We start from the raw sequence: 13753 nt of genomic DNA, 5'->3' as shown, positions 1-13753 counted from the left end.
CATGCCGTGTATTGTCGCCGGGCTCGCAATAAGGTATTGCGCCACGATTCCAGGCCTGCGGCAAGGGTCGATTCCGACACGCCAGAGCGGGTGTTGCCTTTATCCAAATACCGCACAACCGTATTTTCCCCTAGGACCTTATTCCAATTTGGAATCCTGGCTGCTTCAGATCCGCCTCGAAATCATGGGTTTGCGGGTTCTCATGCCAAACCGCGTCACGTACCATCCCGGCTTTCTTATTGCTTTCATAGTGTTAAGGTCACTGAAAGCTTGAGCGATACGGCGTAGTGCGCGTTCCGGCTTGGTCCGCCCGGCGGTGTGTCCGGAGCGCCCCATCCATGGAGACAGCGGTTTGATAAGAAACAGACAAGACTTTTGGTCGGGCGTGATGTTCATCGGCCTGGGCTGTGGGTTCTCGCTGCAGGCCACCCAATACAGCATGGGCACGGCGGCGCGCATGGGCCCGGGCTATTTCCCTTTCTGGCTGGGTATCGTGCTGGCGCTCATGGGCGCCGTCGTCGCGGTGGGTGCGCTGGCGAAGAAGGCGACGGAAACCGCCGTCTCCCGCTTCGACTTCCGCATCCTGGCCCTGGTGGTCGGCTCCGTCATCCTGTACGGCGTGGTGCTGCAGCCTCTCGGCCTGTACCTGTCCGTGTTCCTGCTCGTGGTGGTCAGCAGCTATGCCAGCCACGAATTCAACTGGAAGGTCGCCGTGGCCAATGGCCTCTTCCTGGTCCTGTTCTCGTACGTCGCGTTCATCCGCGGGCTGGGCCTGATCTTTCCGCTCTGGCCGAGCGTGCTGAGCAACTGAGGAGCGAGACATGGAATTGCTGGATCACCTGATGCTGGGGTTCTCCGTGGCGGTCACGCCCGAGAACCTGCTCTATGCCTTCCTGGGCTGCCTGCTGGGCACGCTGGTGGGCGTGCTGCCGGGCCTGGGGCCCGTGCCGACGATCGCGATGCTGTTGCCGATCACCTATGTGCTGCCGCCCGTGGCTGGCCTCATCATGCTGGCCGGCATCTACTACGGCACGCAGTACGGGGGGTCCACCACGGCCATCCTCGTCAACCTGCCCGGCGAGACCTCCGCGGTGGTGACCGTGCTGGACGGCCACCAGATGGCGCGCAATGGCCGCGCCGGCGCGGCGCTGTCGCTGGCGGCGGTCGGGTCGTTTTTCGCGGGCAGCGTGGCGACGCTGCTGCTGGCGGCTTTCGCGCCGCCCTTGGCGGAAGTGGCGTTCGCGTTCGGTCCCGCCGAGTACTTCTCGTTGATGGTGCTGGGCCTGATCGGCGCGGTGGTGCTGGCCTCGGGTTCGCTGCCCAAGGCGATCTGCATGATCCTGCTGGGCCTGTTGCTGGGCATGGTGGGCACCGACGTGAACTCGGGCGTGGCGCGCTATGACTTCGGCATTCCCGAACTGCAGGACGGCATCGACTTCGCCGTGGTGGCCATGGGCGTGTTCGGCCTGGCCGAGATCATGGCCAACCTGGAACTGAAAGAGCAGCGGGTCGAGATCTCGGACAAGATGGGGTCGCTGTATCCCAGCAGGCAGGAAATCCGCGAAGCCGCGCCCGCCATCCTGCGCGGCACGGCGCTGGGGTCGGCCCTGGGCATCCTGCCGGGCGGCGGTTCGGTGTTGTCGGCGTTCGCGTCGTACACGCTGGAGAAGAAGATCTCCAAGAACCCCGAGCGCTTCGGCAAGGGGCATCCGGCCGGGCTGGCGGGTCCGGAATCCGCCAACAACGCGGGCGCGCAGACGTCGTTCATCCCGTTGCTGACGCTGGGCATCCCGGGCAACGCGGTGATGGCGCTGATGGTGGGCGCGATGACCATCCACAACATCCAGCCGGGTCCGCAGGTCATGAGCAGCCATCCCGAGCTGTTCTGGGGCCTGATCGCCTCGATGTGGATCGGCAACCTGATGCTGGTGGTGTTGAACCTGCCGTTGGTGGGCATCTGGGTGAAGCTGCTGAAAGTGCCCTACCGCATGCTGTTCCCGGCCATCCTGGTGTTCTGCACGATCGGCGTGTATTCGCTGAACTACAACACTTTCGACATCTTCATGTTCGCCGCCTTCGGCATCGTGGGCTACCTGTGGAGCAAGCTGGGCTGCGAAGGCGCGCCGCTGCTGCTGGGCCTGGTGCTGGGACCGATGATGGAAGAGAACTTCCGCCGCGCGCTGCTGCTGTCGCGCGGGGATTTCACCAGCTTCGTCACACGTCCCCTGTCGGCCTCGCTGCTGGGCGCGGCCGCCGTGCTGCTGGTGCTGGTGGCGCTGCCGGCCCTGCGCAAGAAGCGTGATCAGGCATTCGTCGACGCAGATTGACCCGCCCCGCGAAGGCATAGAAGAAACAAGCAGTTTTGCAGTTGGCTCCTGGCTCGGGTGCGTGTCGCATGCACGCCCCGGGCCATTTTTTTGCCGGGAGATGCCGAAGGCGCGGCGTGGGGGCCTTTTTGCTGCCGGGCCGCCCCAAGGCAAAAAAGCCCCCTCGGGGGGCAGCAAGCCGAAGGCGCGGCGTGGGGGCCTTTTTTGCTGCCGGGCCGCCCCAAGGCAAAAAAGCCCCCTCGGGGGGCAGCAAGCCGAAGGCGCGGCGTGGGGGCCTTTTTTGCTGCCGGGCCGCCCCAAGGCAAAAAAAGCCCCCTCGGGGGGCAGCAAGCCGAAGGCGCGGCGTGGGGGCCTTAATCCGTGATGCCCAGGAAGTGATCCAGCATGTGGAAGTGATCGTCGTGGAACCGGTCTTCCATCCCGGCCAGATCCGTGATCGGCACCCATTGCGCCAACTGTGCATCGTCAGCGGCCTGCACGTCCGGCAAGGCGCGGTCGCCCAGGTCGAAGTAGAAGGCGTGTGAAATCACGCGTCCGCGCTGGCTGCGGTCGGGGTGGTCGAACACGGCCCGGTCTTTCAGCGCGGCCTGCATGCTGGGTTCCAGCAGCCCCAGCGAGGTCTCTTCCCGCAGCTCGCGCAGCGCGGATTGATACGCCGTCTCGCGCTGCTCGATGAATCCTCCCGGCACGGCATACAGGCCCACGCCGGGGGGCTGGCCGCGCTGGATCAACAGCACGCGGTCGCCGCAGCGCACGATGCTGTCCACCGTGACGAAGACCGGCGGGTACGGCGCCGCGGCCCAGTCCTGCTTGTACTTGCGCAGCATCTGCCATTCACGCGCCAGCGCGGGATGGAAAGGCAGCGCGGCCCACGCGCGCAGGAAGTCCAGCGTGGTGGCGGGCGCGACCGGTTGCAACGCGGCCAGGGCGGCTTCCAGCCCATGGCCCGAGGCCCCGAAAAGCGCGTCGCGGATATGCACCGCGTCGACCGGGTCGGTGCGTTCCACGGCGTGCAGCGTCCAGCCGGGAAAACGGCCGAGATAGCCGCTGGTGGCATCCTTGAAATGGCCGATCAGCGTCACGGTGGGCTTGGCCGGCAGGCCCAGCCGGCTGCCCAGGCCGGCCACGCCCGCCCGCACGGCTTCCACCCACCGCGCCTCGTCGTAATAGTCTCGCGTCGGCAGGAAATGCACGCGTGCACGATCCGCTTCGGGCAGCGCCAGGCGGATGATGTCCGCGCGTTCCTGCCAGGTGAAGGGATTCCTGGGCGTGCGGGCCTGGTGTGCAGAGCCGATGACCACGATGACCTCGCCGGCAAGCTCCAGGGCTTGCCGGAGCAGGGCCAGGTGGCCGTTGTGAAAAGGCTGGAAACGGCCGATGTAGACGGCGATGTCGGGTCGGGTGGTGTCGGTCATGGCGTCGGACCTCGTCAGTCGTATTGGGCGGCGATGGGCATCTGGCGGCCCGCGCCGAAAGCCTTGGCGCGTACGCGGATCATGGGCGGGGCCTGGCGGCGCTTGTACTCGTTGCGCGCCACCATGCGGCGCACGCGGTCGATCAGCGTCCTGCCATCGGGTGTGCCGCGCAGGTGCTCGACGAAGTCGCGCGCCTGGCGGTATTCGTCGGGCGCCAGCCGTTCCGCCTCGATCACGAAGCGCAGGATCTCGTCGAGCACCTCGTAGGGCGGCAGGCTGTCGGTGTCCTTCTGGCCGGGCGCCAGCTCGGCCGAGGGCGGCTTGTCGATGATCGCCACGGGAATCCGCTCGCGGCCGGCGGCCTCGTTCAGGTGGCGCGACAGCGCGAACACCTCGGTCTTGTACAGATCGCCCAGCAGGCCGAGGCCGCCGTTGGTGTCGCCATACAGCGTGCAATAGCCCACCGACAGCTCCGACTTGTTGCCGGTGGTCAGCAGCAGATGGCCGAAGGTGTTCGAGTATTCCATCAGGACGGTGCCGCGGATGCGCGCCTGCAGGTTCTCCAGCGGCAGGCCCTGCAAGGGATGCGCGAAGCTGGCCTCGAACTGCCGCGCATACACGTCAACGGCCTCGGCGATGGGATGGGTGTACAGCGTGACGCCGAGGTTGCGGCAAAGCGCCACCGAGTCGTCCACCGATCCCGGCGAGGAGTATCTGGACGGCATGGTGACGGCGGCCACGTTCTCGGCGCCCAGGGCCTCGGCGGCCAGCGCCAGCGTCAGTGCGCTGTCGATGCCGCCCGACGACCCCACCAGCACCTGGCGAAAGCCGCAGCGCCGCGCGTAGTCGCGCAGGCCCAGCACGATCTGCGCGCGATAGAAGGCCATGGTGGGCAGGCCCTGCGGATTGACGCGGGGCGGCGTGCCGCCCCGCGCGGTAAGAAAGCGGCCGCCATCGAAGCGCAGCGTGGCCACGTCTTCCTCGAAGCGGTGTGTCTCGAAGACCACGCCTTGCGCCGGTTGCACCGCGAACGAGGCGCCGTCGAAGACGATCTGGTCCTGGCCGCCGATCTGGTTCACGTACAGCAGCGGCAGGCGGTGCTGCGCGCTGGCGTCCGCGAACACCTTGTGGCGCAGCTCACGCTTGCCGATCTCCGAAGGACTGGCGTTGATGGACACCACGAAGTCGGGCGAGGCATCCTGCAGGCGCCGGAACGGGTTCACTTCGTAGTCGGCGCCGTGGTCGTTCCAGCCATCCTCGCAGATCATGAAGCCGACGCGTGCGTCGCCGATCTGCAGCACGGGCGCGATGTCGGGGCCGGGCTCGAAGTGGCGGCGCTCATCGAAGATGTTGTAGGTGGGCAGAAGCTGCTTGGCGTAGCGCAGCAGCACTTCGCCGTCGCGCACGATCAGCAGGCCGTTGTGCCATGCCTTGCCGGGGCCGTTACGGGCAAGGGGCGCTCCCACGACCCAGGCCAGGCCGGGACACTCGCGCGAGGCCGCGAGCAGCGCCTGCACGCCCGCCTCGACCTTGGCCTTGAAAGGCGTTTCGTCCAGCATGTCGCCGGGGTAATAGCCGGTGAGCGACAGTTCGGAGAACACCACCATCTGCGAGCCATCCCGCGCCGCGCGGCGCGCGGCGGCGGCCATGCGCTCGACGTTGCCGGCGACGTCGCCGACCGTGTAGTTCAGTTGCGCCAGCGTCAGCGTGATCATGCGGGGCTCCCGACCTGGAAGACCTGGCGCAGGTAGGCCAGGAAAGTTTCATCGTTGCACAGGGTCTTGCCCGGCGTGTCCGACAGTTTGGCCACCGATTGCCCGTTGGCCGAGGTGAGCTTCATCACGATGTTCAACGGGGTCAGGCCCACGTCGTTGCTCAGATGCGTGCCGATGCCGAAGCCCAACTGCGTGCGGTCGCCGAACTGCCGGTACAGCGCCAGGGCGCGCGACACGTCCAGGCCGTCCGAGAATACCAGCCGCTTGGCGTGCGCATTGATGCGCAGCCTGGCGTAGTGCGCCAGGGCCTTCTCGCCCCATTCGGCGGGGTCGCCGGAGTCGTGCCGCAGGCCATCGAACAGCTTGGCGAAGTACAGGTCGAAGTCGGCCAGGAAGGCATTCATGCCCACCACGTCGGTCAGCGCGATGCCCAGGTCGCCGCGGTATTCCTGCACCCATTCCTCCAGCGCGGTCTTCTGGAAGTCGCGCAGCCGCACGCCCAGCGCCTGGAACGTCTGGAGGTACTCGTGCGCCATGGTGCCGATGGGCACCAGCCCCAGGTCCTTGGCCAGCAGCACGTTCGACGTGCCCTTGAAATAGCGCGGCAGCTCGGCCTGCAGGCGCGCCACCACCTGGCGCTGCCATGCGCCGCTGTAGCGGCGGCGCAGGCCGAAGTCGAAGAACTCGAAGGGGTGCGCGCGCGGCGCTTCGCCGGCGAAGGCCTGGAACTGTGCGATCTTGGCGTCCAGGCGCCGCGTGCCTTCGGCAAGCGCCCGCGCCGGGTCGAAGCGGCGGAAGTACAGCTCGTTGACGATGGCCAGCACCGGGATCTCGAATCCCATGATGTGCACCTGCGGGCCGCGCGCCACGATGCGCAGGTCATCGCCGTCGGCGCGCACGTCGATGAAGGAGCGCTGGAAGCGGAAGATGCGCAGGAAGTCGATGAAGTCCGACTTGATGTAGCGCAGTCCGCTCAGGTAGGCCAGTTCGTCGGGCTGGAAGGACAGGCTGCACAGGTGTTCGAGTTCGCGCCGCACGTCCCGCGCCAGTTCTGCGAGGGGATAGGCCGGCCGGTTGCGGCACACGAAGGTGTACTCGGCCTGCGTGGCCGGGTGCCTGTGCAGCATGGCCTGCCACATGGTGAACTTGTAGAGGTCGGTGTCGAGCAAGCTTTGTATGACGGGTTGCATGGCTGGTACTCCTTGTCTTGCCGCCGGGCCTTTCCCGTTGTCCCGTTCAGGCGGCTCCGCGCAGCTGCGCCAGGACGTCGGCGCTGCTGGCCAGCTTCACGCCTAGGGATTGCATGTCGGCCAGGAACGCCCTGGCCTGGTCCTCGAAGCCGCCCACGGGGCTCATGCAGTCGGACAACAGCACGACGCGTTCCGGGTGGCCGCCCGGCAGGTTCCCGATCAGGTCCTCCACGGTGGCCCGCACGCAGTGGCTGCTGGCCTCGCCGGCCACCAGCAGCGTGCCGGCGCCGTCCAGGCGGGCCAGCAGGGCGCGGTTCAGTTGCGTGCCGGCGTCTGCCTCGTCGGGCACCTCGGCTTGCAGGGCGCTGTAGTGTTCGGTCCACGGGTTGATGCCCTTGTTCACGTACTCGACAGGTTGCAGCCGGGCTTCTTCCCAGGCCGAGCAGGCGGCCTGCACGGCGGCATGCACGTTGTGCCCCCAACTGCCGACCTGGCAGTGCACCGGCCACACCATCAGCGTGTAGCGGCCGCGCGCCTCCAGGGCGCCCACATAGGCCTGGGCGCGTGGCAGCGCGGCGGGGTCGCGGGGCTGGTAGCGTCCCGCGCGCAGGTCGGCCGCGGTGATGGCCGTGAACGGCGTGACCGGCTGGCCGTCCTGGCGCCGCCAGAAGGCAGGGTGCGCGATGTCGACGCGGTGGTGGGTGTCGAGCGTGACGGTGATGGCCGACAGGGCGTCCCGTCCTGCCCGCACGATGTCGGCCACGCGCAGCATGTCGGCGTGCGCGCCCTGGACGGGCAGGCTGGGCGCCAGCAGGGCGCCGCCGATGGGATCGGCGGGCTGCCAGGCGGCGGGCAAATCGCAGAAATCGTTCTGCGGGTCGATGATCAGAAGCTGGATGGATGCGGGCACGTCGTTCTCCGTCTGCGTCGATATGGGATTCACTGTACCTGGCTTAGATTAATTGTGCAACTAAGTGGGTGATGCCGTGACACCACCTGCCCGCGTTGATACCCTTCTTCGTTGCTCGCTTGTACAAACTGTTGCGCCATGACCAAAGCCCTCCCGCCCGCCGAGTCTTCCGCCACGTCCGCCGCTGCGCCCGCTGCTGCGCACGCTGCTGCGCCCGGCATCATCTGTACGGTGGACGTGGTGTTGCTGACGCTGCGGGACCGCGCCTTGCACGTGGTGCTGCTCAAGCGCCGCGGCGAGCCGTATGCGGGGGCGCTGGCGCTGCCGGGCGGCTATATCCATCCCGAGGAAGACGCCACGGCCTGGGACGCGGCGGCGCGCATGCTGCGCGAGAAGACGGGCATCGTCAGTCCGTACCTGGAACAGTTGGCCACCTACTCGGGCAGACAGCGCGATCCGCGCGGCTGGTCGATGTCGGTGGTCTATTACGCACTGGTACCCGATGAGCTGCTGCCGCACGACGGCGATGGCCTGTCGGTCGTGCCGGTGGCCGAGTTGCCGGAACTGCCGTTCGATCATGCCGAGATCGTGCAACTGGCCGTATCGCGGGTGCGCGCCAAGAGCCAGTATTCCTCTCTGCCCGTGTACCTGTGCGGCGAGCGCATCACGCTGCCGCAGTTGCAGGCCGTGTACGAGGCGGTATTGGGCGAGCCCATCAACAAGGTCAGCTTCCGCCGCAAGGTCGAAGAGCTGGGCATGCTGGAACCCGTGGAAGGCGAACTGGTGACCGGCGCCGCGCACCGGCCGGCCCAGGTCTACCGGCTGCGGCCGGCTTTCAGGCGCGAGCTCTCGACGGTGCAGCGAGGCCTGAACGCCTGAGAAGTTTCGGGGCGATTGTCCTGTTTTCGACAATGATGCGTTCAACGGGATACCGCTTATCCAGGGCGGGACGCGCTCGTATTCTGTGGCCCTGTTCCATTTACATGGGTTTCGGTGCGGGAATGTCGCATTCGTGGAACAACGGCCAGGCCGATCCGGCGGCTGCCCCGCGCCAGACCCGCCCACTACTTTTCAAGCAAGGATTCGCCATGTCTGCCTCCCAACGTTTTCTTCCGCTCGCCGGCCGCCTGCTGATCGGCGTGCCGTTCCTGATCACCGGCTTCTCGAAGCTGGGCAATTATTCCGGCACGGTGGGCTACATCGCGTCGGCCGGCTTGCCCCTGCCCGCGGTGGGTTGGGCCGTGGCCGTGTTGATCGAAGTCGTGTTCGCCGCCCTGCTGATCCTGGGCTGGCGCGTGCGTCCGGTGGCGCTGGTGATGGCGCTGTTCACGCTGGCCACGGCCGTGTTCTTCCACAACGACCTGGGCAACCAGGGCCAGTTCATCAACTTCATCAAGAACCTGATGATCACGGGGGGCCTGCTGCAGATCGTCGCCTTCGGCGGTGGCGCGCTGAGCCTGGATGGGCGCGGCGGCCGCGCCTGACGCCTGCTTTTCCGATGCCGTTCGAGGGCGGCGCCTGCAAGGGGCGCCGCCCTCTTTGCTACTTGCCGCTATCCACAGGCTCGCTGGCCGCCGGACCGCCGCCCATGGCGTGGAACAGCGCGGCCGTGTCGTTCATGCGGTCGGTGGCATAGCGCACCTCGCGCAGGCGTGCTTGCAGGAAATGCTGCTCGGCGGCGCGGCCCTGGTAGCCGGGCAGCGCGCCCAGCGAGACGCGCCTGGACGTATTGCCATACGACGCTTCGGCGGCCTGGCGCGCGCGTTCGGCGGCGGCCAGCGCCTCGTTGTCGGCTTCCAGGGCGGCCAGCGTGTCGGCCACGTTGCGGAACGCGGTCAGCACGGTCTGTTTGTACTGCTCGCCCGCCGCTTCGTAGGAACGCTGCGCGGCACGGCGCTGCGCCATCAGGGCGCCGCCGTGGAAGATCGGCTGCGTGAGCGAGGCGCCCAGGCTCCAGATCGAACCCGTGCCCGCCGCCAGTGCGTCCGACCAATTGAAGCCCCCGCGTCCCAGCGAAGCCGAGATCGACAGGCTGGGCAGCAATTGCGCGGTGGCCGCGCCGATGTCGGCGGCCGCCGCGCGCAAGGTCGCGTCGGCGGCGCGGATGTCGGGCCGGTGGGCCAGCAGCGTGGAGGGCACGCTGACGGGCACGTGGTCCGGCACGCTCAGGCTGTCGAAGTCCAGGTCCGGCGGGGCCTGGTCGGGCGTGCGGCCCAGCAGCACGGCCAGCGCGTGCCGCATGGCCTGCCACTGGCTGCGCAGGCCGGGCAGGCTGGCCTCTACGTCGGCCGCGTTCTGGTCGGCGTCCAGCGCTTCCTGCTGCGAGGCCGAGCCCAGCTCGAAGCGGCGCTGCGCGTCGCGCGCCACGTCGCGGGCCAGCACGGCCTGCCGCTGCGTCAGTTCGACCTGTACGCGCAGCGCCGCGGCGTTGATGGCGCCGGTGACGATGTTCGAGGCCAGCGCGCGCCGCGCCGCTTCCAGTTCGTAGGCCTGCTGGTTCACACGTTCGGCCAGCGAAGCGTTGGCGTAGCGCGCCGCGCCGAACAGGTCGAAGGTGTACTGCGCGCGCAGTTGCCCGACGAAGGTGTTGTACAGCGCGGTGGGCGGCTGGATGCCGGGCATGGTCAGCGCGCGCTGCCGGTCGGTCTGCGCGCCGGCGTCCAGCGTGGGGAACAGCGATTCGCCGACCTGCGCGCGCAACTGCTCGCGCGCGGCGGCCAGGCGCTTGTCGGCGGCGGCCAGGTCGGGGCTGTTGGCCAGGCCCTCGGCCACCAGCGCGTCGAGCGGTGGCGAGCGGTAGCGCGTCCACCAGTCGGCGACCGGCATGGCGCCGGCCTCGAACCGTTGCGCCACGCCTTGCGCGGCGGCGGTCTGAGCGGGCGTGGCCGCCACGCCGTATTGCGTGGGTCGGGGCGTTTGCGGCGGCGTACCGTCCGGACCCAGCGCGCAGGCGCCCAGGGCCAGCGCCAGCAAGGCGGATATGCAGGCGCGCGACAGGCGATTCAGTCTGTGCATGGCTCAGGCTCCTTCCCGCAGGTGGCCGGCATCCGCGCCAGGCGGCACGCCGGGCGGTTCGTTGCGTTCGTCGTTGCGCACGCGGAACCAGGCGGCATACAGCGCCGGCAGGAAGAACAGGGTCAGGACGGTGGCGCTGGTGATGCCGCCCATCAGCGCCGTGGCCATGGGGCCGAAGAAGTTGCTGCGCAGCAGGGGGATCAGCGCCAGCACGGCGGCGGCGGCGGTCAGGGTGATGGGCCGGAAGCGCCGCGCGGTGGCGCCCACGATGGCGTCCACGCGCGGCGCGCCGCCCGCGATGTCCTGCTCGATCTGGTCCACGAGAATCACCGAGTTGCGCATGATGATGCCGAACATCGCGATGACGCCCAGCATGGCGACGAAGCCGAACGGCTTGTCGAACAGCAGCAGCGCCACCACCACGCCGATCAGGCCCAGCGGCGCGGTCAGCACCACCATCATCACCCGCGAGAAGCTTTGCAGCTGGATCATCAGCAGCGTCAGCACCACGATGGCCATCAGCGGCATCTGGTCGTTGATGGACGATTGGCCCTTCTGGCTTTCCTCGACCGAGCCGCCGATCTGGATGCGGTAGCCCACCGGCAGTTCGGCGCGCAGCTCGCCGAGCTTGGCGTCGATGGCATGGGTGACGTCGATGCCCTGCGCATTGCCCGTCACGTCGGCCTGCACCGTGATGGTGGGCTGGCGGTCGCGTTCCCAGACCACGGCGTATTCCAGTTCGTTGCGCACGGTGCCCAGGCTGCCCAGCGGCACGGGGCCGTTGGGCGTGGGAACGGACAGCGAGGCCAGGCGCGCGGGATCGACGCGGTCTTCCCTGGCCGCCCGCAGGTCGACGCTGATCAACTGGTCGCGCTCGCGGTATTGCGTGACGGTGGTGCCCGACAGCGTCATGGCCAGGAAGTCGGACACGTCGGTGGAGGTGATGCCCACCGCGCGCGCCTTGTTCTGGTCGACCTCGAAGCGCACCGAGCGCGCCGAGGGTTCATCCCAGTCGAACTGCACGTTGGTGGTGCGGCCATCGGCGCGGATCTGGCTGGCCAGCTTCTCGGCGATGCCGCGCACCGTGCCGATGCTGTCGCCGCTGACGCGGAACTGCACCGGGAAGCCCACGGGCGGGCCGTTCTCCAGGCGCGACATGCGGGTGCGCACGGCCGGGAACTGCTCGCGCAGCACCGGGCCCAGCCATCGGGCCAGTTTGTCGCGCTCTTCCACCGACTTGGCCGTGAGGATGAACTGCGCGAAGTTGGCCTGCGGCAGCTTCTGGTCCAGCGGCAGGTAGAAGCGCGGCGCGCCCGTGCCCACGAAGCTGACCATGTGGTCGATCTCGGGCCTGTCGTGCAGGGCCTTTTCCAGGCGCTCGACCTGCTGCTTGGTGGCCGTGATGGAGGCGCCGTCCTGCAGGCTCAGGTCCACCAGCAGTTCGGGCCGGTCGGAGTTGGGGAAAAACTGCTGCGGCACGCGGCTGAACGCCGCCATGGCGCCCACGAACAGCAGGACGGTGAAGCCCAGCACCCAATAGCGGCGCCGCACGCAGGCCGCGACCCAGGTGCGCAGGCGGCGGTAGAAGCGCGTGTCGTAGATGTCGTGTTCGTGGTCGTCGGGCTGGTGCGCCTCGCGCTTGCGTTCGGGCAGCAGGCGATAGCCCAGCAGCGGAATCAGCACCACCGCCGCGAACCACGAGGCGATCAGCGCGATGGCCGAGACCTGGAAGATCGAGCGCGTGTACTCGCCCGTGCCCGACTTGGCCAGCGCGATGGGCAGGAAGCCCGCCACGGTGACCAGCGTGCCCGTCAGCATGGGAAAGGCCGTGCTGGTGTAGGCAAAGGCGGCGGCGCGCGCGCGGCTCCAGCCTTGCTCCAGTTTCACCGCCATCATCTCGACCGCGATGATGGCATCATCCACCAGCAGCCCCAGCGCTAGCACCAGCGTGCCCAGCGAGACCTTGTGCAGGCCGATGTCGAACACCGACATGAACAGCGCCGTGACCGCCAGCACGATGGGAATGGAGATGACCACCACGATGCCGGTGCGAACGCCCAGAGACACCAGGCTGACCAGCAGCACGATGCCGACGGCCTCGGCCACCGACCGCAGGAACTCGTCGACGGAATGCGACACCGCCTGCGGCATGTTCGACACCTGCGTGAGCGTCAGGCCCGCGGGCAGGTGGCCGCGCAATTCCGCCGAGGTGGTGTCCAGCGCGCGGCCCAGCTTGACCACGTCCTGGCCCGGCTGCATGGTGATGCCGATGCCCAGCACCGGCTTGCCCCCGGCGCGCATCTCGGATTCCTGCGGATCGAGATAGCCGCGCTTGATGGTGGCGATGTCGCCCAGCCGCACCGCGCGGCCGTTGATGGGAATCAGCGTTTCCGCCAGCGCCTGCGCATTGCCCAGCTGGCCGCTGGGCCGCACGAAGATGCGGTCGTTGGCGGTGGTCATGACGCCGCCCGAGGCCACGCCGTTCTGCGCGTCGATGGCACGGCCGATCACTTCTGGCGATACCCCCAGCCGCGCCAACTGCGCGTTGGGGATCTCGATGTAGATGCGTTCCTGCTGCTCGCCGAAATAATCCACCTTGGCCACGCCGGGCACGCGCAGCAGCACGGTGCGCAGCGAATCGGCATAGTCGCGCAGTTGGGCGGGCGAGAAACCGTCGCCTTCCAGCGTGTAGATGTTGGTGTAGACATCGCCGAACTCGTCATTGAAGAACGGCCCCTGCACGCCGCGCGGCAGCATGCCCTGGATGTCGCCCACCTTCTTGCGGATCTGATACCACTGCTCGGCCACTTCGGCGGCCGGCGCGGAGTCCTTCATCGTGTAGAACACGAGCGATTCGCCCGGCCGCGAATAGCTGCGCATGAAATCCGTGTTGGGCGTTTCCTGCAGCTTGCGGGCGATGCGGTCGGTGACCTGCAACTGCACCTGCTGCGCGGTGGCGCCGGGCCAGAAGGTGCGGATCACCATCACGCGGAAGGTGAAGGGCGGGTCTTCGGACTGCGCCAGGCGCGAGTACGACATGACGCCGAACAGCGTGGCCAGCGCGATCAGGAAGACCACCAGCGACTGGTGCCGCAGCGCCCACGCGGAGAGATTGAAGCGGCCTTCCCCGGCATGGCCATGGGCCACGGCGGCCGCGCGCGCCTGCTGGGCGGTCATGCGA

The 13753-nt window shown here is 68.0% G+C and carries 10 protein-coding genes; 4 read left to right on the top strand and 6 right to left on the bottom strand.

Translation table 11 applies throughout. The features are described 5' to 3' along the window. Window positions 1-388 precede the first annotated feature (388 nt). Entirely contained in the window at window positions 389-811 is a 423-nt protein-coding gene (locus A6745_RS04125; RefSeq protein ID WP_066124097.1) for a tripartite tricarboxylate transporter TctB family protein, read from the top strand. A 10-nt stretch (window positions 812-821) separates the two neighbouring features. Then, window positions 822-2327 carry a tripartite tricarboxylate transporter permease gene (locus A6745_RS04120; RefSeq protein ID WP_066124095.1) on the top strand — a complete coding sequence of 502 codons (1506 nt, stop codon included), beginning with the start codon at window positions 822-824 and terminating at the stop codon, window positions 2325-2327. Window positions 2328-2680: 353 nt separating this feature from the next. On the opposite strand, the gene A6745_RS04115 is transcribed toward A6745_RS04120, so the two are convergent. Genes A6745_RS04115 through A6745_RS04100 form a run of 4 tightly spaced genes read right to left on the bottom strand, consistent with a single transcriptional unit; the run spans window position 2681 to window position 7557 of the window. After that, window positions 2681-3742 carry a bifunctional nicotinamide-nucleotide adenylyltransferase/Nudix hydroxylase gene (locus A6745_RS04115; RefSeq protein WP_066124092.1) on the bottom strand — a complete coding sequence of 354 codons (1062 nt, stop codon included), beginning with the start codon at window positions 3740-3742 and terminating at the stop codon, window positions 2681-2683. 14 nt (window positions 3743-3756) lie between these two features. Continuing rightward, entirely contained in the window at window positions 3757-5457 is a 1701-nt protein-coding gene (locus tag A6745_RS04110) for an NAD+ synthase (RefSeq protein ID WP_066124089.1), read from the bottom strand. Continuing rightward, window positions 5454-6647, bottom strand: coding sequence for a nicotinate phosphoribosyltransferase (gene pncB, locus A6745_RS04105; protein WP_066124087.1), 1194 nt, complete (start codon window positions 6645-6647; stop codon window positions 5454-5456). The genes A6745_RS04110 and pncB overlap by 4 nt, the downstream gene beginning before the upstream one ends. 46 nt (window positions 6648-6693) lie before the next feature. Next, entirely contained in the window at window positions 6694-7557 is an 864-nt protein-coding gene (locus tag A6745_RS04100; protein ID WP_066124085.1) for a cysteine hydrolase family protein, read from the bottom strand. Between the two features lie 138 nt (window positions 7558-7695). Here A6745_RS04100 and A6745_RS04095 point away from each other — a divergent pair, with 138 nt between their 5' ends. Together A6745_RS04095 and A6745_RS04090 are read left to right on the top strand one after the other, a co-directional pair. Next, a complete protein-coding gene (locus tag A6745_RS04095; RefSeq protein ID WP_082852883.1) occupies window positions 7696-8436 on the top strand; it encodes an NUDIX hydrolase in 741 nt (246 codons plus the stop codon). Between the two features lie 209 nt (window positions 8437-8645). Beyond that, window positions 8646-9041 carry a DoxX family protein gene (locus A6745_RS04090; protein ID WP_066124083.1) on the top strand — a complete coding sequence of 132 codons (396 nt, stop codon included), beginning with the start codon at window positions 8646-8648 and terminating at the stop codon, window positions 9039-9041. Window positions 9042-9099: 58 nt separating this feature from the next. Here A6745_RS04090 and A6745_RS04085 read toward each other — a convergent pair whose 3' ends face one another. Both A6745_RS04085 and A6745_RS04080 read right to left on the bottom strand, forming a co-directional pair. After that, window positions 9100-10572, bottom strand: a complete 1473-nt coding sequence (locus A6745_RS04085) for an efflux transporter outer membrane subunit (RefSeq protein WP_066124079.1) — start codon at window positions 10570-10572, stop codon at window positions 9100-9102. A gap of 3 nt (window positions 10573-10575) precedes the next feature. Next, window positions 10576-13749, bottom strand: coding sequence for an efflux RND transporter permease subunit (locus A6745_RS04080; RefSeq protein WP_066125727.1), 3174 nt, complete (start codon window positions 13747-13749; stop codon window positions 10576-10578). Window positions 13750-13753 lie beyond the last annotated feature (4 nt).

Origin of the sequence: Bordetella ansorpii (assembly GCF_900078705.1) — a bacterium.
Classification (GTDB): domain Bacteria; phylum Pseudomonadota; class Gammaproteobacteria; order Burkholderiales; family Burkholderiaceae_B; genus Bordetella; species Bordetella ansorpii_A.
Note: the sequence above shows the minus strand (reverse complement) of the source record. Positions and strands in the feature narration are given on the sequence as shown.

Coding starts and splice junctions, on each gene's coding strand:
- A6745_RS04125 (WP_066124097.1), top strand. CDS start 389: ATGTTCATCGGCCTGGGCTGTGGGTTCTCGCTGCAGGCCACCCAATAC.
- A6745_RS04120 (WP_066124095.1), top strand. CDS start 822: ATGGAATTGCTGGATCACCTGATGCTGGGGTTCTCCGTGGCGGTCACG.
- A6745_RS04115 (WP_066124092.1), bottom strand. CDS start 3,742: ATGACCGACACCACCCGACCCGACATCGCCGTCTACATCGGCCGTTTC.
- A6745_RS04110 (WP_066124089.1), bottom strand. CDS start 5,457: ATGATCACGCTGACGCTGGCGCAACTGAACTACACGGTCGGCGACGTC.
- pncB (WP_066124087.1), bottom strand. CDS start 6,647: ATGCAACCCGTCATACAAAGCTTGCTCGACACCGACCTCTACAAGTTC.
- A6745_RS04095 (WP_082852883.1), top strand. CDS start 7,696: ATGACCAAAGCCCTCCCGCCCGCCGAGTCTTCCGCCACGTCCGCCGCT.
- A6745_RS04090 (WP_066124083.1), top strand. CDS start 8,646: ATGTCTGCCTCCCAACGTTTTCTTCCGCTCGCCGGCCGCCTGCTGATC.
- A6745_RS04085 (WP_066124079.1), bottom strand. CDS start 10,572: ATGCACAGACTGAATCGCCTGTCGCGCGCCTGCATATCCGCCTTGCTG.
- A6745_RS04080 (WP_066125727.1), bottom strand. CDS start 13,749: ATGACCGCCCAGCAGGCGCGCGCGGCCGCCGTGGCCCATGGCCATGCC.